Source organism: Micromonospora musae, from assembly GCF_003626545.1.
GTDB classification, from domain to species: domain Bacteria; phylum Actinomycetota; class Actinomycetes; order Mycobacteriales; family Micromonosporaceae; genus Micromonospora; species Micromonospora musae.
In genome coordinates, this window is record NZ_RAZS01000001.1 from 180,474 (window position 1) to 202,379 (window position 21,906).

Annotated in this window: 17 protein-coding genes; 6 read left to right on the forward strand and 11 right to left on the reverse strand. The window is 73.4% G+C overall.

The window, feature by feature from the left end; translation table 11 throughout:
- Positions 1-60: 60 nt before the first annotated feature.
- A complete protein-coding gene (locus D7147_RS00850; protein ID WP_120673321.1) occupies positions 61-1,044 on the reverse strand; it encodes an ArsR/SmtB family transcription factor in 984 nt (327 codons plus the stop codon).
- A gap of 96 nt (positions 1,045-1,140) precedes the next feature.
- On the opposite strand from D7147_RS00850, the gene D7147_RS00855 reads away from it, so the two are divergent.
- Positions 1,141-2,022 carry an alpha/beta hydrolase family esterase gene (locus D7147_RS00855; protein WP_233562856.1) on the forward strand — a complete coding sequence of 294 codons (882 nt, stop codon included), beginning with the start codon at positions 1,141-1,143 and terminating at the stop codon, positions 2,020-2,022.
- Positions 2,023-2,044: 22 nt separating this feature from the next.
- On the opposite strand, the gene D7147_RS00860 is transcribed toward D7147_RS00855, so the two are convergent.
- From D7147_RS00860 to eno, 4 genes are read right to left on the reverse strand one after another with little or no spacing between them, the layout of a single operon-like run.
- Positions 2,045-2,563, reverse strand: coding sequence for an amino-acid N-acetyltransferase (locus D7147_RS00860; protein ID WP_199716776.1), 519 nt, complete (start codon positions 2,561-2,563; stop codon positions 2,045-2,047).
- Positions 2,560-3,117 (reverse strand): DUF501 domain-containing protein, encoded by a 558-nt coding sequence (locus tag D7147_RS00865; protein WP_120673322.1) that lies wholly within the window; start codon positions 3,115-3,117, stop codon positions 2,560-2,562. The genes D7147_RS00860 and D7147_RS00865 overlap by 4 nt, the downstream gene beginning before the upstream one ends.
- A gap of 35 nt (positions 3,118-3,152) precedes the next feature.
- Positions 3,153-3,785, reverse strand: a complete 633-nt coding sequence (locus D7147_RS00870) for an FtsB family cell division protein (RefSeq protein WP_120673915.1) — start codon at positions 3,783-3,785, stop codon at positions 3,153-3,155.
- Between the two features lie 31 nt (positions 3,786-3,816).
- A complete protein-coding gene (gene eno / locus D7147_RS00875; protein WP_120673323.1) occupies positions 3,817-5,100 on the reverse strand; it encodes a phosphopyruvate hydratase in 1,284 nt (427 codons plus the stop codon).
- Between the two features lie 226 nt (positions 5,101-5,326).
- Here eno and D7147_RS00880 point away from each other — a divergent pair, with 226 nt between their 5' ends.
- Together D7147_RS00880 and D7147_RS00885 are read left to right on the forward strand one after the other, a co-directional pair.
- Positions 5,327-6,019 (forward strand): hypothetical protein, encoded by a 693-nt coding sequence (locus D7147_RS00880; protein ID WP_120673324.1) that lies wholly within the window; start codon positions 5,327-5,329, stop codon positions 6,017-6,019.
- Positions 6,016-6,933: an NAD(+) diphosphatase gene (locus tag D7147_RS00885; RefSeq protein WP_233562857.1), complete on the forward strand. Its 918-nt coding sequence runs from the start codon at positions 6,016-6,018 to the stop codon at positions 6,931-6,933. Before D7147_RS00880 ends, D7147_RS00885 begins: the two co-directional genes overlap by 4 nt.
- Positions 6,934-6,964: 31 nt before the next feature.
- On the opposite strand, the gene D7147_RS00890 is transcribed toward D7147_RS00885, so the two are convergent.
- From D7147_RS00890 to mfd, 4 genes are all read right to left on the reverse strand, one after another.
- Positions 6,965-8,584, reverse strand: a complete 1,620-nt coding sequence (locus D7147_RS00890; protein WP_120673325.1) for a DUF885 domain-containing protein — start codon at positions 8,582-8,584, stop codon at positions 6,965-6,967.
- 114 nt (positions 8,585-8,698) lie between these two features.
- A complete protein-coding gene (locus D7147_RS00895; RefSeq protein WP_120673326.1) occupies positions 8,699-9,697 on the reverse strand; it encodes a nucleoside triphosphate pyrophosphohydrolase in 999 nt (332 codons plus the stop codon).
- Positions 9,698-9,699: 2 nt separating this feature from the next.
- The gene (locus D7147_RS00900; protein ID WP_120673917.1) at positions 9,700-10,518 is read right to left on the reverse strand and encodes a hypothetical protein; all 819 of its coding nucleotides are present in this window, start codon (positions 10,516-10,518) and stop codon (positions 9,700-9,702) included.
- Between the two features lie 150 nt (positions 10,519-10,668).
- Positions 10,669-14,310, reverse strand: coding sequence for a transcription-repair coupling factor (gene mfd / locus D7147_RS00905; RefSeq protein WP_120673327.1), 3,642 nt, complete (start codon positions 14,308-14,310; stop codon positions 10,669-10,671).
- A 336-nt stretch (positions 14,311-14,646) separates the two neighbouring features.
- Here mfd and D7147_RS00910 point away from each other — a divergent pair, with 336 nt between their 5' ends.
- Positions 14,647-15,558, forward strand: coding sequence for a cyclase family protein (locus D7147_RS00910; RefSeq protein ID WP_120673918.1), 912 nt, complete (start codon positions 14,647-14,649; stop codon positions 15,556-15,558).
- A 90-nt stretch (positions 15,559-15,648) separates the two neighbouring features.
- On the opposite strand, the gene D7147_RS00915 is transcribed toward D7147_RS00910, so the two are convergent.
- A complete protein-coding gene (locus D7147_RS00915; protein WP_120673328.1) occupies positions 15,649-16,689 on the reverse strand; it encodes a S66 family peptidase in 1,041 nt (346 codons plus the stop codon).
- 206 nt (positions 16,690-16,895) lie between these two features.
- Here D7147_RS00915 and ppc point away from each other — a divergent pair, with 206 nt between their 5' ends.
- Positions 16,896-19,682, forward strand: coding sequence for a phosphoenolpyruvate carboxylase (gene ppc, locus D7147_RS00920; protein ID WP_120673329.1), 2,787 nt, complete (start codon positions 16,896-16,898; stop codon positions 19,680-19,682).
- Positions 19,683-19,893: 211 nt separating this feature from the next.
- Here ppc and D7147_RS00925 read toward each other — a convergent pair whose 3' ends face one another.
- Positions 19,894-20,661, reverse strand: a complete 768-nt coding sequence (locus D7147_RS00925; protein ID WP_120673919.1) for a hypothetical protein — start codon at positions 20,659-20,661, stop codon at positions 19,894-19,896.
- Positions 20,662-20,715: 54 nt separating this feature from the next.
- On the opposite strand from D7147_RS00925, the gene D7147_RS00930 reads away from it, so the two are divergent.
- Positions 20,716-21,879 carry a DNA recombination protein RmuC gene (locus tag D7147_RS00930; RefSeq protein WP_120673330.1) on the forward strand — a complete coding sequence of 388 codons (1,164 nt, stop codon included), beginning with the start codon at positions 20,716-20,718 and terminating at the stop codon, positions 21,877-21,879.
- Positions 21,880-21,906 lie beyond the last annotated feature (27 nt).

Sequence of the window (21,906 nt, forward strand, 5' to 3'; positions counted from 1 at the left end):
CGCGTCGTCACGCCCGCAACCCTACGGCAGCCGCCGGGCCGCAACCGTGGTCACCGGCGGTCACGCCGCCGGCGGCGCACCGAGCAGGTGCGCGCCCAGCGGCGTCAGTCGGTGCCGCGCTGCTCCACCCGTCCGATCCGTGCTGAGCAGGCCCGCGCCGCGCAGGGCGGTGGCGTGCTCCGAGGCCGACGCGAGGCTGATCCCGGTCGCCCGGGCGAGCGTCGTGGTGGTGTGTCCGCCCGGCTCGCCCAGCCGGCGCAGGACGGCGGCCCGGGTGCGACCGAGCAGCCGGGCGAGGGGATCCACCTGGGGTGCGGCGATCAACGCCGAACCGACCGCGACGGGATAGACCAGCAGCACCGGCCGGTCCGGCTCGACCAGCACCCGCGGCCGCATACCGGCCAGCGGCGACGGCACCAGAATGAGCCCCTGCCCGGTACCGGGCAGGTCACCGCTCCACCACGTCTCGACGTCGAGCACCGGCGCCCGCCACCGGATGAGCGGGTGCAACCCGTCGAGCAGGCCGTCCAGCCCCGTCGACGCGTACTGCTGCGCGGCGGTCTCCACCTGCCGCTGGTGGGCGAGCACCAGCTGCGCCCAGTGCGGTGCGAGCACCGCCTCGAACCAGGTGCGCGTCGCCCGCACGAGCAGGTCGAAGACCTCCGGATCGGCCGCCGCTAAGCGCCGCCGCAACGAGGTGGCCGGCAGCTCGGCGTACGCGGCGGTGACGTCCGCCCGTACCCGCCGGGCCGGCACCGCCCGGATCGCGTCGAGGCCCGCCTCCAACGACTCGAGTCCGTCGAAGGGGGTCAGGAAATCCGGCAGCCGGCCACGGGCGGGTAGCAGGTGAGCCAGCGCCGCCGTCGCGGCCCGGAAGTCGCCGCTGGTGACCCCGCCGACCCGGTCGACCAGGGCAGGCGCGTTCGCGGCGACCGTCGGGCCACGCAGCGCCTGACTGGCCAGCAACGCCGTGCCCACCGGATGCAGCCGGTCGGCGAAACGGATCCGGCGAAGGTCCGCCGATCGGAGCCGGAGGCGAAGCATGCGAGCAGCCTGCCCGCCTTCGGGCAGGACCGAAAGGGTTGACCGGGTAACGCACGGTGGCCGAGGGTGTGCGCGATCGAGGACGAAGGGACAGGCATGCGACGGTTCTTGGCGGTAGCGGCGGTGGGACTGATGCTCTTCGGTACCGCGTGTGACGGGGGCGCCGCAACGCCGGAATCGTCGCCCTCGGGTGCGGCCGCGCAGCCGGCCCCCGGGGACCACCGGCTGACCCTCACGCACGGCGGGCAGGAGCGCAGCTACCTCCTGCACGCCCCGCCGACGTACGACCGGACGAAGCCCAGCGCCCTGGTCGTCGCGCTGCACCCCTACCCCGGCAAGGGCACCGTGATGCAGGAGATGGTGGGCCTCGACGCCCTCGCCGACCGGGAGAACATCCTGGTCGCGTACCCGGACGGGCTCTCCGGCGGCTTCAACGCCCTGATCTGCTGCGGCACCGCCGACGACGTCGGCTTCCTCACCGCCCTCACCGAGCACCTGGTGAGCAGCTGGGGTGCCGACGCCGACCGGGTCTACCTGACCGGCATCTCCAACGGCGGCGACATGAGCTTCCGCGCCGCGGTGGAGGCGGCCGGCGTCTTCGCCGCCATCGGCGTGGTCAGCGGCGGCTACAGCGGCCAGCTGACCGAGTCGGAGGAGTTCGTGCCGAAGCAGCCGGTCTCGGTGATCACCTTCATCGGCGGCCAGGACCGGTACTTCGACATCTTCCGCACGGGAGTGCAGACCTGGCAGCGACGGCTCGGATGCAAGCCGACGCCGGTCGGGAACACCGGAGCGCCGGGAGTCACCCGCACGGACGCCCGCTGCGCCGACGGCAGCGACGTCACCGTCTACACGCTGCCGGAGATGGGCCACTCGTGGCCCGGGGCGGCCGCCGGGCAGCTCGCCGCCGCCGACGCCGGGGTGAAGGCGACCGATCTGATCTGGGAGTTCTTCTCCGCCCACCCGCGCCGCTCCTGAGCGGGACCGACCTCGGCGGCGGTCAGAGACGCAGCAGCATCCGGCTGTTGCCGAGGGTGTTCGGCTTGACCCGCTCCAGGTCGAGGAACTCCGCCACACCCTCGTCGTACGAGCGCAGCAGCTGCTCGAAGACCGCCTGCGGCACTGGCGCGCCGTCGATCTCGGTGAAGCCGAACGAGCCGAAGAAGCGCGTCTCGAAGGTGAGCACGAAGATCCGCGCGACGCCCAGCTCGCGCGCCGAGTCGATCAGCTCGCCGACGATCCGATGTCCGAGCTTCAACCCCCGGTACGACGGGTCGACCGCCACGGTCCGGATCTCGGCGAGGTCCTCCCACATCACGTGCAGCGCACCGCAGCCGACGACCGTCCCGTCGTCGGCGCGTACCGCGACGCGGAACTCCTGCACGTCCTCGTAGAGCGTGACGGTGGCCTTGCTGAGCAGTCGGCGGTCATCGGTGTAGGTGTCCACCAGCCGACGGATCCCGCGCACGTCCCCGGTGCGCGCCCGCCGTACCACGATCTCGTCGGTCACCGCGCTCACTCCGCCGCCGGCACGTCCACGCAGGGTCCGGTCGTCCACCAGGGCTCCACCAGGGCCAACGTCTCGTCGCCGAACGGGTTCACCCCGGGCCCCGCGCCGAGCGCGTGCCCGAGGTGCACGTGCAGGCACTTCACCCGGCCGGGCATCCCGCCGGCGGAGATCCCGTCGATCTCCGGCACGTGGCCGATCGCCTCCCGCCGGGCCAGGTAATCCTCGTGCGCGGCCCGGTAGTGGGCCGCCAGCTCGGGATCGGCCGCCAGCCGGTCGGCCATCTCCTTCATCAGCCCGGCCGACTCCAGCCGGCTGCACGCCGCGGTCGCCCGGGGACAGGTGAGGTAGAAGAGCGTCGGGAAGGGAGTTCCGTCGGCCAGCCGGGGCGTCGTCTCCACCACGTCGGGCAGGCCGCACGGGCAGCGGTGCGCCACCGCCCGCGTACCGCGGGGTGGGCGGCCGAGCTGCGCGGCCACCGCCGCCAGGTCGGCCTCGGTGGCCGGTTCCCGCTGCGGCGGGGGTACGGAATCCGCCGCGGGCTGCTGCGGTGGTACGACAGTCACTGTCCCCATCTCTCGTTCGCGACCTCGGCCGGTGCTCACTTCGCGGGCTGCTCGTTGGCCGCCCGCACGCTCGACCAGAGCGTGTCGTACCAGGGGTCCGGGGTGGCCGGCGCGCCGGGCCCGGCCTTCCCCGCGTCCCGGGCCGCGCCCTCCGGGTCATTGAGCACGATCACCAGCTTCTCCCCCGGCCGGCCCATGAAGAACCGGTCCCGCGCCTCGGCCTCGATGAAGGCCTTGTCCTGCCACTTGGCGGCCTCCTCGGAGAGGTCGGCGATCAGCTCCTCCTGCGCCGCCTGCGCGGCCTCCATCCGCTCGATGTCGGCCTGCTGCTCCAGGTAGACCCGGACCGGGTAGGTGTAGGCCAGGGCGAGCGCGATGAGCACCGCGAACAGCACGGTGGCCCGCCCGGTGAGGCGTCGGGGACGGGGTGCGGAGAGCCGCTTGACCGGACCGCCGGCGCCGGTGCGCCGGGCCGCGGCCGGCCGGCTCGCGGAGCGTACGCCCTCGGTGCCCCGGGCGACGCCCGGAGCGCGACCGGCGGCGCTCCTCGGCTCGGCGCGGACGCCGGCCTCCCGGAGCGACCCCCGGGCGCGGGCCCCGCCCGGCCGACCCGACTGGCCGGGCCGGCGGGCGGGACGCTGACCACCCGGTGTGCGGCGCTGCTGCATCGTCACACCCCTCCCCCGAGGCCTCGCGTGTCTAGGCCGAACGGTAGCGCGGGAACGCGCCGGCGCCGGCGTACCGCGCCGCGTCGGCCAGCTCCTCCTCGATCCGCAGGAGCTGGTTGTACTTGGCGACACGGTCCGATCGGGCCGGCGCGCCGGTCTTGATCTGGCCGCAGCCGGTCGCCACGGCGAGGTCGGCGATGGTGGTGTCCTCGGTCTCGCCGGAGCGGTGGCTCATCATGCACTTGAAACCGGCACGGTGGGCCAGGTCCACGGCGTCGAGGGTCTCGGTGAGCGAACCGATCTGGTTCACCTTGACCAGAACCGCGTTCGCCGCCTTCTCCGCGATACCACGGGCGATGCGCTGCGGGTTGGTGACGAACAGGTCGTCACCGACGATCTGCACCCGGTCGCCGATCGAGGCGGTCAGCGTCTGCCAGCCGCTCCAGTCGTCCTCGGCCAGCGGGTCCTCGATCGACACGATCGGGTACTCGTCGGCCAGCTTCGTGTAGTAGGTGCTCATGTCCTCGGCGGACTTCGCGGCGCCCTCGAAGGTGTAGGTGCCGTTCTCGAAGAACTCCGTGGCCGCCACGTCGAGCGCGAACACGATGTCGGTGCCGAGGCGGTAGCCGGCCTTCTCGACCGCTTCGGCGATCAGGTCCAGCGCCGCCGCGTTGGTCGGCAGGTTCGGGGCGAAGCCGCCCTCGTCGCCGAGCCCGGTCGACAGGCCCTTCTTCTTCAGCACCGACTTCAGCGCGTGGTAGACCTCCGCGCCCGAGCGCAGCGCCTCACGGAAGGTGGGGGCGCCGATCGGCGCGATCATGAACTCCTGGATGTCGACGTTGGAGTCGGCGTGCGCGCCACCGTTGAGGATGTTCATCATCGGCACCGGCAGGAGGTGTGCGTTCGGGCCACCGAGGTAGCGGAACAGGCTCAGCTCGGCGCTGCCCGCGGCGGCCTTCGCCACCGCCAGGGAGACGCCGAGGATCGCGTTGGCGCCCAGCTCCGACTTGGTGTCGGTGCCGTCGACGTCGAGCATCTTCTGGTCGATGAGGCGCTGCTCGCTGGCCTCGAAGCCGATGATCTGATCGACGATGCGGTCCTCGATGTTCGCGACGGCCTTCTCGACGCCCTTGCCCAGGTACCGGTCGGCGTCACCGTCGCGCAGCTCGAGTGCCTCGAAGGCGCCGGTGGAGGCGCCGGAGGGCACCGCGGCGCGGGCCACCGTGCCGTCGTCCAGACCGACCTCGACCTCGACGGTCGGGTTGCCCCGCGAGTCGAGAATCTCCCGGGCGACGATTCCCTCGATGGTTGCCACTGAGTCGCTCCTCGTATGTGTGGTTCGGGTGCGGCCGCGACGGTGCGGCTGAGGCAGGTGTTGAACGCAGCGTAGCGGGCGACCCTGGGGCCCGGGCCGTCCGGGCGTACGCGGGCCTCTCCGCCACCTGACCTTCGCGGCACCGTGCCCGGACATTCCCGGATTCTCCGGCCTCAACCGGCAACGGGTTTGCATCGGGTGGACCCGATCTATAAGGCTGGGCACCATGCCCGCCGCCTCGACCAAACTCCGCGTGCTCGCCGTGTCGGTCATCGCGTCGCTCACGGTAACCGGATGCCAGACCCTGGACGACGCCGGACGGGTGGTCGGGCGAGCCGATCTGGTCAACGACCTCGCCGCCCGGCTGGACCGGGCGCTCGAACTGACCTACTCGGCCGACTACCAGCTGCCGGGCGGGCAGAGCGCCTCGATCGCCCAGGCGCAGGATCCGGCCCGCTCCGCGTACAGCTACCCGGGTGGCAAGCTCACCGTCACCGGCGAGGCGACCACCCAGTGCGAGGCGACCGGCGGCCGGACGGTCTGCACGCTGGCCCCGCCCCCGGCCGCCGGGAGCAAGCCCTCGGTGGCCGTCTTCGCGGAGGCGAAACGACGCGGCCTGATCACCCCGCCGGTCGTGGTGGGCATGTTGACCGCCGCCGCGCTCGAACCCGAGGCGATCATCAAGCAGGACGACACCACCGTGGCGGGGCACCACGCCACCTGCGTGGACGTCGACCGGGCGGGCGACGACTTCGTCGCCTGCGTGACCACGGACGGCGTGCTCGGCAGCTTCACCGGGCAGGTCGACGGCGAGCCGGTCGAGGTGACGCTGAACCGCTACTCGGAGACGATCGACAGCTCGGCGTTCGACCTGCCGCCCGGCGCCGGCATCGTCGACCGGCGCTCGACCACCTCGTGACCACCGCGCCGGTGCCCGTCCCCGACGCCGAGCCGGTCCCCGCCCCGGCCACCGGGCCCGAGCCGCTCTTCCTGCCCGGTGCGGGTGTGCCGGGGCCGCCGGAGCCGCACCATCTCGCGCTGGTGGTGGCCGGCCGGCGGCTGCTGCTCGGCGCCGACGGCCGGTTTCCCCGCATCCGCGACCTGCCCGCCCGCTCGGACTGGGTGCCGCTCGGCACGCTCGACGGCGTACCGGCCTGGGGTGGCGCGCAGCCGGACGGCGAGGAGCCGGCGGCCGACGGGGCCCGCACCGACGAGCCGGGTCGCTGGACGGGCTGGCCGGCCCTCGCCGCCGAGGTCTCCGCGCCGCTCGCCGCGCTGGCCGGGCGGGCGCTCCAGGTGATCACCTGGCGGCGCAGCCACCGCTGGTGCGGTGCCTGCCGAGCCGAGCTGGCCGAGGTGCCGGGCGAGCCCGCCCGCCGTTGCCCCGACTGCGGTCTCTACGTCCCGATGCAGCTCTCTCCCGCAGTGCTGGTCGCGGTCACCCGGCCCGGCCCCGCCGGCCGCCCCGACGAGCTGCTGCTGGTGCGGCACTCGTACGGGCCGACCGAGCTGTGGGCGCTGGTCGCCGGCTTCGTCGAGGCGGGCGAGACGCTGGAGGCGGCGGTGCACCGCGAGGTCGGCGAGGAGGTCGGGCTGACGCTGACCGAGCCGGTCTACTTCGGCAGCCAGCCGTGGGCCATGTCCGGCCCGGGCGTGCTGCTCACCGGATTCACCGCCACCTCGGCCGACCCCACCGCCGAGCCGGTGGTGGACGGCCGGGAGCTGGTGGCGGCCCGCTGGTTCCCACTCGACGCGCTGCCGGCCGAGCTGCCGCCCGCGTACTCCATCTCCCGCTGGCTGATCGACGCGACCCGCGCTGGGACGCGGCGCTAGGCGCCTCGCCAGGAGCACCCGGGCGAGGCCCCTACAGGTCGAGCAGGGACCGAAGGTGGCGCGGCGGTGGGCTGCCGTGGCCGAGCATCGCGTCGTGCCAGTCCCGCAGCGGCACACCCTCCGGCCGGGCCGCGGCGATCTCGGCGACCTCGGTGTAGCCCACGAAGTACGTGGAGAGCTGGGTGGAGGTCAGCAGGGCCCGCCGCCACTTTCCGGCCGCCTCGCCCTCCTCCTGGAACCCCCGCTCGGTCATCAGCGCCATCGCCTCCGCCTCGGACAGCTCCTCGCAGTGCACCAGCTGGTCCAGCAGCGCGTTGATGGTCATCCGCAGCTGCATCTTGAGCTGCTGCAACCGCACCGGCACGCCACCGAAGCCGAGCCCGGTCATCACCTCCTCGGCGTAGACCGCCCACCCCTCGATGAAGGGGCCGGACTCGGCGAGCGCCCGCACCCGGGTTCCACCGGCGTACCGGCGGGCGTGCGCGAGCTGGAGGAAGTGCCCCGGCATCGCCTCGTGCACCGTCAGGTTGCGGATCATGTGGTTGTTGTACTCGCGGTAGAACGACTCGACCCGCTGCGCGGACCAGCTCGCCGGGGTCGGCGCGAGGCAGTAGAAGGTGGGGACGTCGGCGACCTCCAGCGGCCCGGGCGCGTCGCAGTAGGCGACCGCCACGCCCCGCGCGAACTCCGGCATCTCCTGGATCACGCACCGGTCGTCCACCAGCGTGACCAGGTCGTGGGCGCGGACGAAGTCGGTCGCCTCGTCGAGGGTGTTCGAGGCGAGCTCCACGATGGTCGCGTCGTCCGGATGCTCGGCCGCGAGCAGACCCAGCGCCCGGCGTACGGTCTCGTCGTCGGCGGGACCACCGACCAGCTCGACCGCCGCCTCCCGGATCTGCTCGGTGATCCGGTCCAGGTTGGCCCAGGCCCGCTTCAGGATCTCCGGGGCACCGAGCTCGGTGTCGAGGGTGTGCCAGAGCCGCGCCTCCCAGCGGCGCCGGCCCAGCCGCGGATCACGTCCCGGGCCGGCGTCGGCGGCGAGTCCGGTGCGCAGCCAGGCGACGAACTCCTCCACGGCCGCGATCGCCGCGGTGGCGGCCGGCTCCACCCGGTCGTACAGCTCCGGGGCCTGGGCGAGCAGCGCCGGCACCTCGTCGCGGATCAGCGCCGCCGTGCCGGTGAACTGACCGACTGCGGTCTCCGCGTGGATCCGCGGCATGTCACGCAGCGTCCCCCGGGCGATCGCCAGGGTGTCCGGTACGGCGGCGAGCCGCCCGGCGAGCTGCGTCAGCCGCACGTCCGCCGGGGCGTACGGGCGGGCCACGATCGCGTGCAGCAGCGGACCCGGGTTGTGCCGGAGCGGGTCCCACTCGTACGCCCGGATCTCGGTCAGCTCGAAGAGTTCCCGGTCGACGAGGGCGCTGAGCAGGGCGTGGTCGACCCGCTCCTCGTCCTCCAGCGCGTCCCCGTCGATCTCGGAGAGCGCGTTGGCGGCGTCGGTGAGCATGGCCCGGTCGGCCGTGCGCCCATCGGGCGAGAAGTCGGGCAGCTGGTCGTCGAAGCGGTGGTCACCGGCGGACGAGGCCAGATCGGGTCGGCTCTCCAGCAGCGCCTCGACGATCCGCTCGGCCAGCGGGGCAAACGATTCCACCCGCCGACCCTACCGACTCGGCCCGCACTCCCCCCGAACCCCCGCCCGGCCCCAGCCGCGGTGATCAAGAGGTTTGCGTCACCGGGGTGGCCGTTTCTGACGCGAACCTCTTGATCAACTTGGCTGGGTGGGGGGTTCGGGGGTGGGGGGTTCGGCGGCGCGGATGGCTTCGGCGTAGGAGAGGGCGGCGCGGCGGAGAGCCGCTTCCGGGTCGAGACCGGCCTCGCGGGCGGCGGCGACAGTGGCCAGCAGACCGGCACCCAGCCGCGCCTCCGCGTCCACCTGCCCCTGCGCGAGCGGCGGCGGCACGGCCAACCCGAACCGCTCGGCGCGCTCCAGGATCTTCGCGGCCAGGGCGAGCGCCGGCTGGCTGAGGGCGACCCCGTCCAGCACGGAACCGTTCGGCTTCTCGGCCCGCTTGATCCGGTCCCAGTTGGCGGTGATCTCCTCCAGGGTCTCCGCCTCGACACCGGCGAAGACGTGCGGATTGCGCCGGATCATCTTCTCGACGAGGCCGCCCGCCACGTCGTCCACGTTCCACCGCTCGCCCTCGGGCAGCTCCTCGGCGAGCCGGGCGTGCAGCACCACCTGGAGCAGCACGTCGCCCAGCTCCTCCCGGAGGGCGTCGGTGTCACCGGCGCTGATCGCGTCGTACGCCTCGTAGGACTCCTCCAGCAGGAACCGGGACAGGCTCTCGTGCGTCTGCGCCCGCTTCCACGGATCACCACCGGGAGAGGCCAGCCGGTCCATCACGGCGACCGCGTCGAGCAGCCGGGCGCCGGGCGGGTCCCACGAGCCGTACATCAGCTCCAGCTCCGCCAGGCCGGGCTCCCGGGCCAGCCGCAGCCCCAGCTCCCGCGCGAGCGCCTCGTCACCGCTCGGCCCGGCCAACCAGACCACGGTGCCGTGCTCGCGGACCGCGTCGAGCAACGCCTGCGTCGCCGGGCCGTCGACCACCGTGACCCGACCGCCGACGGCACGGATCGCCACCGTCGACTCGCTCTCCGCGCCGGTCAGCACCGGAGCGGAGCGTACGACGTCCCACGCGGCCGCGCTCAGCAGCCCGGCCGGCAGCCGGGGCGAGGTGACCAGCAGGACGATCCGGGCCGACATGCTCAGTTGCGCACCGGCTCGGTCACTCCGGCCGGGTCGTTCGGGTCGACCGGCTCGGCCGGCTCGCTCGACTGGGGCGGCTCCGGGGTGGAGATGTCGGTCACCGGGCCATCCTCGTCGACGTACGGCAACGCGTACACGATGGGGCCCTGCGGGCCGCTCACGAAGGACGGCACGCCGAGGGAGCGGAACCGCGGGTTGACCGACACGTCAGCCCGCTCGGCCTCCTCCTGGAGGGCGACGCTGACCGCCGTCGCGCTGCGCACGAAACCGCCGTCGCCGAAGGCCTGGCGGACCTCCGCCACCGAGAGCCCGCTGTCGATCGCGCCGGTCTCGGCGATGGCGTGGTAGACGGCCATCACGGAGTCGTCGCTGAGTTCGGCCGGCGGGAGCTGCTGGTTCAGCGCCTCGAGGATGTCGATCCACTCGCTCCACAGCCGGGTGTACTCGGTCGTGGCCGGCACCCGCAGCACGCTCTCCAGCTGCGTCGCGCTGACGTTGTCCGCGACCTGCAGGTTCTTCTCGGCCACGACGCGCTTGCCCAGCTCGAGGCTGACCAGCAGGTTCAGCACGTCCTGCCGGGTCACCGTGGACCGCAGCTGCTCGGGCGACGGGCTCACCCCGGTGCGGCCGAGCTCCTGGCGCACGGCCTCACCGAAATCCGCCTGGACGTCGTCGTAGATCGCGTCGACCCGCTCGGTCGACCAGGTGGCGTCACCGACGTACGCGGCGACGTCGGGCGCGGACCGGCCGCAGGCGGCGAGGGAGAGCACAGCGAGGGCCGCGACGCTGGCGGCGGCGATGAGTCGGCGAGCACGCATGAAGGTCACTCTCTCACGCCGACCATCCACCTGTGACGCCCCCCACCCGGCCCGGCCCCACCACCCGCGATCATGAAGTTGTTGCGCGTGGTGGCGGTGTGTCGCAGCAACAACTTCATGATCGACGCGGAGGGGCGGAGGGGCGGAGGGTCAGGCGGGGGTGGCCGCGAGGGCGGGTTCGCCGAGGACGTCGGAGAGGAGCTGGGCGCACCACTCCAGCAGGGCCTGGTCGCGCAGCGGCTCGCCGCCGACCCGACGGGTACTCGGCCGCGGCACGCTGACCTGGTCGGCGGCCTGCTTGTAGACCGCGTCCGGGTGGTAGCGCTTGAGCCGCAGCTGCTTCGAGTCCGGCAACGGCAGCGGGCTGAACCGAAGGTGCTTGCCCTGCATGGAGACGTCGGTGAGGCCGTACCGGCGGGCCAGCAGCCGGAACCGGGCCACCGCGACCAGGTTCTGCACCTGGACGGGCGGCTCGCCGTACCGGTCGGTCATCTCGGCGACCACCTCGCGCAGCCGCTCCTCGTCGCGCGCCTCGGCGAGCTTGCGGTACATCTCCAGCCGCAGCCGCTCCACCCCCACGTAGTCGTGCGGCAGGTGCGCGTCGATCGGCAGGTCGATCTTGACGTCGGTCTCCTCCTCGGGACCCTCGCCCTTGAACGCCTGCACCGCCTCGCCGACCATCCGCACGTACAGGTCGAAGCCCACGCCCTCGATGTGCCCGGACTGCTCACCACCGAGCAGGTTGCCGGCGCCCCGGATCTCCAGGTCCTTCATGGCCACGTACATGCCGGCGCCCAGCTCGGTGTGCTGGGCGATGGTGGCCAGCCGCTCGTGCGCGTGCTCGGTGAGCGGCTTCTCCGGCGGGTAGAGGAAGTACGCGTACGCCCGCTCCCGACCCCGGCCGACCCGGCCCCGGATCTGGTGCAGCTGGGCCAGGCCGAGCAGGTCGGCGCGCTCGACGATCAGGGTGTTGGCGTTCGGGATGTCGATACCGGACTCGACGATCGTGGTGCAGACCAGTACGTCGAACTCCTTCTCCCAGAAGCCGACCATCACCTTCTCGAGCGCCTCCTCGCTCATCTGCCCGTGCGCCACCGCGACCCGCGCCTCGGGCACGAGCTCCCGGATGCGTCGGGCCGCCCGCTCGATCGACTCGACCCGGTTGTGCAGGTAGAAGACCTGCCCGTCGCGGAGCAGCTCCCGGTGCACGGCGGCGGCCACCTGCCGGTCGTCGTACGCCCCGACGGCGGTGAGCACCGGGTGCCGCTCCTCCGGCGGGGTGGCGATGGTGGACATCTCCCGGATGCCGGTGATGGCCATCTCCAGCGTGCGCGGGATCGGCGTGGCCGACATGCTCAGCACGTCGACCGAGGCGCGCATCGTCTTCAGGTGCTCCTTGTGCTCGACGCCGAAGCGCTGCTCCTCGTCGACGATCACCAGGCCGAGCGACTTGAACCGGGTCGCCGCCTGGAGCAGCCGGTGGGTGCCGATGACGATGTCGACCGTCCCGTCCGCGGCCATCGCGAGGGTCTGCTCGGCCTCCTTCGGGGTCTGGAACCGGGACAGCTGCCGGATGGTCAACGGGAACTGGCCCATCCGCTCGGCGAAGGTGTTGTAGTGCTGCTGCACGAGCAGTGTCGTCGGCACCAGCACGGCGACCTGCTTGCCGTCCTGCACCGCCTTGAACGCCGCCCGTACCGCGATCTCGGTCTTGCCGTAGCCGACGTCGCCGCAGATCAGCCGGTCCATCGGGACCGTCTGCTCCATGTCCCGCTTGACCTCCTCGATCGCGGCGAGCTGGTCCGGCGTCTCCTGCCACGGGAACGCGTCCTCCAGCTCCCGCTGCCACGGCGTGTCCGGGCCGAACGCGTGCCCCTTGGACGCCTTCCGGGCGGCGTAGAGCTGGATCAGCTGGGCGGCGATCTCCCGGACCGCCTTGCGGGCGCGGGCCTTGGACTTCTGCCAGTCCGAGCCACCCATCTTGTGCAGCGTGGGCTGCTCACCGCCGACGTACCGGCTGAGCTGGTCGAGCTGGTCGGTCGGGACGAAGAGCCGGTCGCCGGGCTGGCCGCGCTTGCTCGCGGCGTACTCGATGACCAGGTACTCCCGGCTGGCCCCGTTGACGGTGCGCTGCACCAGCTCGACGTAGCGGCCGATGCCGTGCTGCTCGTGCACCACGTAGTCGCCGGCCTTCAGCTCCAGCGGGTCGATGGTGTTGCGCCGCCGGCTCGGCATCTTGCGCATGTCGCGGGTCGACGTGCCCCGACCGCCGGTGAGGTCGTTGCCGGTGAGCAGCACGAAGCGGGACGCCTCGTCGACGAAGCCGGCGCTGAGCGAGCCGCAGGTGACCAGGAGTTCACCGCCGGTCGGCGCGGCGGGCACCTGCTCGGTGAGCCGGGCGCCCAGCCCGGCGTCGCGAAGCACCTCGACGGCTCGCGTGGCGGGACCGTGCCCCTCGAAGACCAGCGCGATCGACCAGCCCTCGCCGGCCCAACGCTTCAGGTCCTCGACCACCCGCGCGGTCTCGCCGTGGTAGAGCGGCGCCGGCTGCGCGGCCAGCGTCACCGAGATCGCGTCGTCGGGGGTGACGGTGGCCTCGTCCGGCGCGTCCTCCCAGGGCTGCCGCGCCGGGGTGGCCTCCGCCTCGATGAGGCCGAACGGGGAGAGCGTCCACCACGCCTGGCCCAGCTTGCCGGCGGCGGCGCGCAGTTCGGCGAGGCTGCGGAAGGCGGCCGCGCCGAGGTCGACCGGCGCCTGACCGCCGACGGCCGCCGCGGCCCAGCTGGCCTGGAGGAACTCCTCGGAGGTACGGACCAGGTCGTGCGCCCGGGTGCGGATCCGCTCCGGGTCGCAGAGCAGCACGTGGGTGCCGGCCGGCAGCACGTCCAGCAGCAGCTCCAGGCTCTCGTCGCCGAGCAGCGCCGGGACCAGCGACTCCATCCCCTCGACCGGGATGCCCTCGGCGAGCTTGTCGAGAATCTCCGCCAGCTCCGGGTGCTGCTCGGCCAGCGCCGCGGCCCGTTCCCGCACCTGCGGGGTGAGCAGCAGCTCCCGGCACGGCGGTGCCCAGAGCTGGTCGACCTGCTCGATGGTCCGCTGGTCGGCGACGGCGAAGGTGCGGATCTCCTCCACTTCGTCGCCCCAGAACTCGACCCGGGACGGGTGCTCGTCGGTGGGCGGGAAGACGTCGAGGATGCCGCCGCGTACGGCGTACTCGCCGCGCTTGGTGACCAGGTCGACCCGGGCGTACGCCATGTCGGTGAGCCGGCGGGCGACCTCCTCCAGGTCGGCCTCGGCGCCGGGGGCCAGCTGCACCGGCTCCAGGTCGCCGAGCCCCTTGAGCTGGGGTTGCAGCAACGAGCGCACCGGGGCGACCACGACCCGCAGCGGGCCGGTACGACCGTGCGCGTCCGCCGCCTCCGGGTGGGCCAGCCGGCGCAGCACGGCGAGCCGTCGGCCGACGGTGTCGGAGCGGGGCGAGAGCCGCTCGTGGGGCAGCGTCTCCCAGGACGGGAAGACCGCCACCTGCTCCGCCGGCAGCAGGCTGCCCAGGGCGGCGGCGAGGTCGTCGGCCTCCCGGGTGGTCGCGGTGACCGCGAGGACCGGCCGGCCGGCGCCACCGGCGCCCTCCGGACCGGCGTCGGCGGCCACGGCGGCCACCGCGAACGGGCGCAGCGCCGACGGGGCGGTGATGTCGAGGCCGTCGGCCTGCGCGGCACCGGAGCGCGCCAGGTCACGCGCCCGGGCCAGCCCGGGGTCGGCCAGGGCGGCGGAGAAGAGTCCGGTGAGCATCTGCGATCACTTCCAGAGGAGTCGACGCGTGTGGTGCGCTCGGGGCACACGACAGAGACCCCGCGTCCAGCCGGACGGGGGGTGCACGACCACCAGCCTATCTCCGCCGACCGACGGTGGCCCCGTTCCGCCCCGCCCGTCACCTGCCCACCCGCCGGCGGACGGCGCACCGCCGGGTCGATCCAGCAAGATCCGCGCAACTTCCCCGAAGTGGTGGTCTCCGGGCCGGCGGAGGCCGCTACTTCCCCGCAGCTGCGGCCTCCCCGGAGTCGCGCGGATCCTCGAGGACGGGTGGGGATCTTGACCGGGCGCGGGGCGCCGTGGTCGGGTTTCGGGATGAGCGAGCAGTGGCGGGCGCAGTTCGACGCCGAGGTGAGCTTCGCCAACGGCGGCGGGCTGCGTACGGAGGGCTTCCGGCTGGACCTCCCCGGCCGGAAGATCGGCGACGCCGACCTGGCGGCGCTCCTGGTCCGCCACCTCGGCCTGCTGATGGTGGCCGAGGTACGGATCAGCAACGTGACGATCATCCAGGAGCCGCACAAGGGCGGCCGGGGTGTGGCCGGCGCGGCGCCCGGCGGCCGCCGGCTCGTCGAGTTGAGTCACGTCATCCACGACGGGCTGGTCACCCTGCCTGGCTGGCCGGCGCCCCGGGTGAGCGAGTGGCTGACCCGGGAGGCATCCCGGGCGAACTACGCCCCGGGCACCGAGTTCCAGGTCGGCCGGATCGACATGATCGCCAACACCGGCACGTACCTGGACACCCCGGCGCACCGCTTCCCCGACGGGGCCGACCTGACCGGGGTGCCGCTGGACCGCCTCGCCGACCTGCCCGGGATCGTGGTCCGGGTGCCGCCCGGCGCCCGGGCGCTGGACCGGCTGATGCTCGCCCCGTACGACGTGGCCGGCAGGGCGGTGCTGCTGCACACCGGCTGGGCCGCCCACTTCGGCACCCCGCGGTACGGCGCGCCCGAGGCGCCCCACCTGACCGGGGAGGCCGCACGGGCCCTCGCCGAGGCGGGAGCCGCGCTGGTCGGCATCGACTCGATCAACATCGACGACATGAGCCCGGCGGCGAACGGCGAGCGCCCGGCGCACACCGCCCTGCTCGCCGCCGGCATCCCGATCGTGGAGCACCTGACCGGTCTCGACGCGTTGCCGCCGGACGGTTTCCGGTTCACCGCCGCCCCGCCCCGGGTCGCCGGCATGGGCACCTTCCCGGTCCGCGCGTTCGCGGTGGTCGACGCCTGACACCCGGCGCGACGACCGCCCGGAGGTCGCCGCCTCGGCCGAGGCGGAGCCGGCGACCTCCGGGAGGCTGCGGGGATCCCGGCCGGGGGCTCAGTAGCGCACGCTGATCCGGCGTTCGATGGCGTCGATCCGCATCTCGCCGCCGTACGGGATGATCAACTGCGGGTCGGTGTGACCGAGGTCGACGTCGAAGACCACCACGGCGTCCGGGTGGTACGCGGCCAGCGCCTTCGTGACCGCCGCCCGCTGCGCCTCGCCCCAGGCGATCCGCTGCTCCAGCGTGTGCGGCTTGTCGAACTCCCACGCCTTCGGCCGGCCGACCACGATGGCGGGGAACCCGGCGAGCAGGCCGCGCTCGCCCATGTTCCGCACGATCCGGAAGACCTCGGTGTCCGGCGGCAGCTCCTCGGAGGTCTCGAGGATCAACACCGAGCCGGCCAGCTCGGCGGCCGAGGGGACCCGATCGGCGGCCAGCAACCAGTGCAGGATCTCCAGGTTCCCACCCCACGTCGGCCCCTGCACCACCCGCTCCGGGCCCTGCCAGCGCCAGCCCTCGCCGGGGAACATCACCGGCTCCTCGGCCAGCGCCGCCGGGTCACGCCAGTCGCGCGGCTCGTCGCCCCACTCCCGCGCGGGCGTCAGCTCGTACCAGCCGGAGGTGAAGAGGGCGGCGCGCAGCGAGTCGAAGGTCAGCCGGTGCGGCGCGCCGGCACGGCCGAGGTGCACCAGCACCGACCCACCGTGGTACGCGACCACCCCGAGCCGGTGCAGGTGGTTGAGGACGTTGGTGTTGTCGGAGTACCCGAAGTACGGCTTCGGGTTGGCGCGCAGCACCGCGTCGTCCAGGTGCGGGGTGACGGTGATCAGGTCGTCGCCGCCGACGGTCGCCAGCACGGCGGTGATCGACGGATCGGCGAACGCGGCGGTGAGGTCCCGGGCCCGGTCCCGGGGGTCGGCACCCATCACCCGGGTGGTCGGGTACTCGACGGGCTCCAGGCCGAACTCCTCCCGCAGGCGCCGCAGCCCCAGCTCGTACACGTGGGGGAAGATCGCCGGGAGCCCGGCGGAGGGCGAGACGACGGCGACGCGGTCGCCCGGTTTCGGTTTCGGCGGATAACGCAACGGCGGCATGATCGAACGCTAGTCGGCTCGACAATCCCTTTTCCACGGGTGGAGAGCGTCCGAGCCTCACCTACGACCGGCCCGCGACGATGGCAAGAGCCCCCGGCTATGAAAAAAGCGATAGCCAGGGTCCCCTCCTTACATCCACGTCCACGCGGATACGATCCAGTAAGTCGGACAGCGCTGTCCTTCGTACGCCACGTAAGGAGCGCCCCGTGACCGACCAGCACGACCACGACGGCCCCGACGCCGCCCTGCGAGCCGACATCCGCCGCCTCGGCACCCTGCTCGGCCAGACCCTCGCCCGCCAGGAGGGCCGCCCGCTGCTCGACCTCGTCGAGGAGATCCGCGCGCTGGTCCGCTCCGAGGCCCCCACCGCCGCCCAGCGGCTCGCCACGCTCGACGTGACCACCGGCACCAAGCTGGCCCGGGCCTTCTCCACCTACTTCCACCTCGCGAACATCACCGAGCAGGTGCACCGGGCCCGTGACCTGCGCCGCCGCCGGGCCACGCACGGCGGCTGGCTGGACCAGGCGGCCAAGATGATCGCCGAGCGCGGGGTGCCGGCCGAGGAGGTCGCCGCCGTGGCCCGCCGGCTCGCCGTCCGGCCGGTCTTCACCGCGCACCCGACCGAGGCGGCCCGCCGGTCGATCCTGTCGAAGCTGCGCGCGATCGCCGACGAACTGGACGCCGAGACCGCCAACGCGATCCTCTACGGGGCGAGCGACGAGGGCCCGGCGAACCGGCGCCTCGCCGAGCTGCTGGACCTCATGTGGCAGACCGACGAGCTGCGGCTGGATCGGCCGGACCCGACCGACGAGGCCCGCAACGCCATCTACTACCTGCGCGACCTGTACGCCGAGGCCGCCCCGCAGGTCCTCGACGACCTCGCCGAGACGCTGCGCGCCCTCGGCGTGGAGACCTCGCCGACCGCCCGGCCGCTGAGCTTCGGCACGTGGATCGGCGGCGACCGGGACGGCAACCCGTTCGTCACCCCGACCGTGACCCGCGAGGTCCTGCGGATCCAGCACGAGCACGGCATCCAGGCCACCGAGACGGCCATGGAGCACCTGATCAACGAGGTGTCGGTCTCCCGGCGACTGCGCGGGGTGTCGCTGGACCTCTCCGCGAGCCTCGCCGCCGACCTGGACGCGCTGCCCGAGGTGGCACCCCGGTTCCGCCGGGTCAACGCCGAGGAGCCGTACCGGCTCAAGGCGCGCTGTGTGAAGGCCAAGCTGGCCAACACCCGCGAGCGGCTACGGCAGGGCACGCCGCACGTGCCGGGCCGCGACTACCGGGGCTCCAGCGAGCTGATCGCCGACCTGGAGCTGCTGCGCGCCTCGCTGGCCCGCAACTCCGGCCAGCTCACCGCCGTGGGACGGCTCGCCTCGACGATCCGCACCGTCTCCGCGTTCGGTCTGCACCTGGCCACGATGGACGTCCGGGAGCACGCCGAGGCGCACCACGCGGTGCTGGCGCAGCTCTACGCCGCCGTCGGCGAGGTCTCGGACTATCCGGCGCTCAGCCGGCTGGAGCGGACGAAGCTGCTCGCCGACGAGCTGACCGGTCGCCGGCCGCTCTCCACCCTGGACACCCCGCTCACCGAGCCGGCCCGCAAGACGTTCGACGTCTTCAGCGCCGTCCGCGAGGCGCAGGACCGGTTCGGCGACGAGGTCATCGAGTCGTACATCATCTCGATGACGCTCGGCGTGGACGACGTGCTCGCCGCGGTGGTGCTCGCCCGCGAGGCCGGCCTGGTGGACGTGCACAGCGGCCGGGCCCGGGTCGGTTTCGTGCCGCTGTTGGAGACCCCGGCGGAGCTGAACGCCGGCGGTGAACTCCTCGACGAGCTGCTCTCCCTGCCGGCCTACCGGGCGCTGGTCGCGGCCCGCGGCGACGTGCAGGAGGTCATGCTCGGCTACTCCGACTCCAACAAGGAGGCGGGCATCACCACCAGCCAGTGGTCGATCCACCGGGCGCAGCGGGCGCTGCGTGACGTGGCCGCCCGGCACGGGGTCCACCTGCGCCTCTTCCACGGTCGTGGCGGCACGGTGGGGCGCGGCGGCGGGCCGACGCACGAGGCGATCCTGGCCCAGCCGTACGGCACCCTCGACGGCGCGATCAAGGTGACCGAGCAGGGTGAGGTCATCTCCGACAAGTACACCCTGCCGTCGCTGGCCCGGGAGAACCTGGAGCTGACCCTGGCCGCGGTGCTCCAGGCGACCCTGCTGCACACCGCGCCGCGGCAGCCCGCCGAGATGCTGGAGCGGTGGGACGCCGCCATGGACGTCGTCTCGGCGTCGGCGTACCGGTCGTACCGGTCGCTGGTGGAGGATCCGGACCTGCCCGCGTACTTCTGGGCGTCCACGCCGACCGAGCTGCTCGGGGCTCTCAACATCGGTTCCCGCCCGGCGAAGCGACCGAACACGGGAGCGGGCCTGGCCGGTCTGCGGGCCATCCCGTGGGTCTTCGGCTGGACGCAGACCCGGCAGATCGTGCCGGGTTGGTTCGGGGTCGGCTCCGGGCTGGCCGCGGCCCGCGAGGCCGGCCTCGCCGACGTGCTGGCCGAGATGCACCGAAACTGGCACTTCTTCGGCACGTTCCTGTCGAACGTGGAGATGATGCTGACCAAGACCGACCTCGGCATCGCCCGGCGCTACGTCGAGACGCTCGTACCGGAGCAGCTCCACCCGATCTTCGAGAAGATCGAGCAGGAGTACGAGCTGACCCGGCGTGAGGTGCTCGCCGTCACCGGGTCCCCCGCGCTGCTCGACAGCTCCCCGGTGCTGCAGCGCACCCTCGCGGTGCGGGACACCTACCTGGAGCCGCTGCACCACCTCCAGGTGGCGCTGCTGCGTCAGTACCGCGACTCGGGCGCCGCCGGCCGGGCGGTCGCCACCGCGCCGGGCGGTCGGCGGGCTCCCAGCGACGGTACGGCGCTGGAGCGGGCGCTGCTCACCACGGTCAACGGGATCGCGGCCGGGATGCGCAACACGGGCTGACCGCCGCGCGGCACGTTCGGGCCGGCCCGGAGGGCGCGCGGACGAGTTGCCAGGTCTCCGGCAGGGGCGCCGCTTCCAGGCGCGCGTCGGAAGCTGGGGCCTCCGGATTCGCACACTCACCGACGAGAGCCTGATACCGCTGAGTCATAAAATGCTGCAGCGGTATCAGGCTCTTCCGCGCCGGTCGGGGCGCGCGCCGCGCGGGGCGGGATCAGTCGCCGCCACCCCCGAAGTCGCCGCCGCCGAAGTCGCCCCCGCCGAAATCGCCGCCACCGCCGAAATCGCCGCCGCCCTGGTCCGCGCCGCCCTGGTCACCGAAGTCGTTGCCGTCGGCGAAGCCCTCCTGGTAGCCGGCCTCGTAGCCGTAACCCGGGTCGGCGAAGGCGGGCGAGAAGAGGGCGTCGGCGATGAGCACGCCGCCGAGCACCCCCGCTCCGGCGCCGAGCGCGGTCTTCCACCAGGGCGTCGAGTACCAGCCGGCCGGCACCGGCCGCCCCTGGAACCGGCCGCCCGGGTAGTAGTACGGCGTATCCCGGCCCGGCTGGGGCCCCGCCTTGAAGGTCTGCCCCTGCACCTCGACCTGCCGTTCCCGGGTCAGCTCCCCGGTGCCCGCCGCGGCGGTCAGCGGCGGCAGCTCGGGGCCGGGATCGATGCCGAGCGCGATCCGGGCCGCCCGCGCGTAGGCGAGCCCCTCCAGCGCCGTCTCCCGGGCCAGCCGGAACTGGTGCACCGTCGCGGCCTGCTCCAGCTGACTTCCGGCGGCGTTGTACCGCTCGGACGCGTCGACCAGCGCCTGCCGCACCGCGGGCTCGTCACCGTGCAGGTTCATCACCTGGCCGCCGAGACGCTCGTACCAGCGCTGGGCGTCGGCGCGCACGTCAGCCAGCTCGCGGGCGTGCCGGGCAGCCGTCTCGCGCCGCCACCAGACCAACGCACCCACGACCACCGCCACGAGGACGACCACGAGCAGAATTTTCATGGCCACGACGGTACCGAAGCCGGCAAGGTCGTACGCGTTTGGCAAGCTTCGGTGATGGACTTCCCGACGCTCGCCGTGGTGGTGGTCTGTCTCAGCGCCGGCGGCGCGGTGGGGTGGCTCGCCGCCCGGTCCCGCGCCTCGGCCGAGATCGCCCGGTTGGACGCCACCCTGCGCGCCACGCGCGAGGGCGAGGGGCGGCTGGAGCAGTCCCTCCGGGCGCTGAGCTACGAGGCGACCGCGCAGTCCCAGGAGGCGGTCTCCCGGGCCGTCGCGCCGCTGCACGAGACCCTGCGCCGCTACGAGCAGCGGGTTGCCGACCTGGAGCACGAGCGGGTCGACGCGTACGCGGAGCTGCGTGAGCAGGTGCGCTCGATGAGCGTGGTCTCGGGTGAGCTGCGCACCGAGACGAAGCAGCTCGTGGCGGCGCTGCGCGCCCCGCAGGTCCGCGGCCGATGGGGCGAGCACCAGCTGCGCCGGATCGTCGAGGCGGCCGGCATGCTGGAGCACTGCGACTTCGCCGAGCAGGTCACGGCAGCCACCGATCACCAGGTGGTCCGCCCCGACCTGGTCGTACGACTGCACGGCGGCCGCTCGGTGGTGGTCGACGCCAAGGCACCGTTCGACGCGTACCTCACGGCGATGGAGGCGCGCGACGAGCGCAGCCGGGACACCCACCTCGACGCGCACGCCCGGCACCTGCGGGCGCACGTCGACGCCCTGGCCGCCAAGACCTACTGGGCCGCGTTCGACAGCACACCGGAGTTCGTGGTGCTCTTCGTGCCGGCGGATCCCTTCCTCGACGTGGCCCTCCAGCGCGACCCGACGCTGCTGGAGCACGCCTTCGCCCGCAACGTGGTGCTGGCCACCCCGGCCACCCTGGTCGCGCTGCTGCGTACCGTCGCCTACTCCTGGCGGCAGGAGGCGCTGGCCCGCAACGCGGCGGCGGTGCACTCGCTGGCCCGGGAGCTGCACGGCCGGCTCGCCACGCTCGGCGACCACGTCTCCAAGCTCGGTACGGCGCTGGGCAGCGCGGTGACCGCGTACAACCGGGCGGTCGGCTCGTTGGAGGCGCGGGTGCTGGTCAGTGCCCGCAAGCTCGCCGAGCTGGGCGTCTCGGACCGGGAGCTGGAGGCCCCGGCGCAGGTCGAGTTGGCGCCCCGGCAGCCGCAGGCGCCGGAGCTGCTCGACGCGGCCGAGAACGAGCTGCCGTCGCGCTGATCCCGGCTCGCCGAGGCGGCCGGGGCA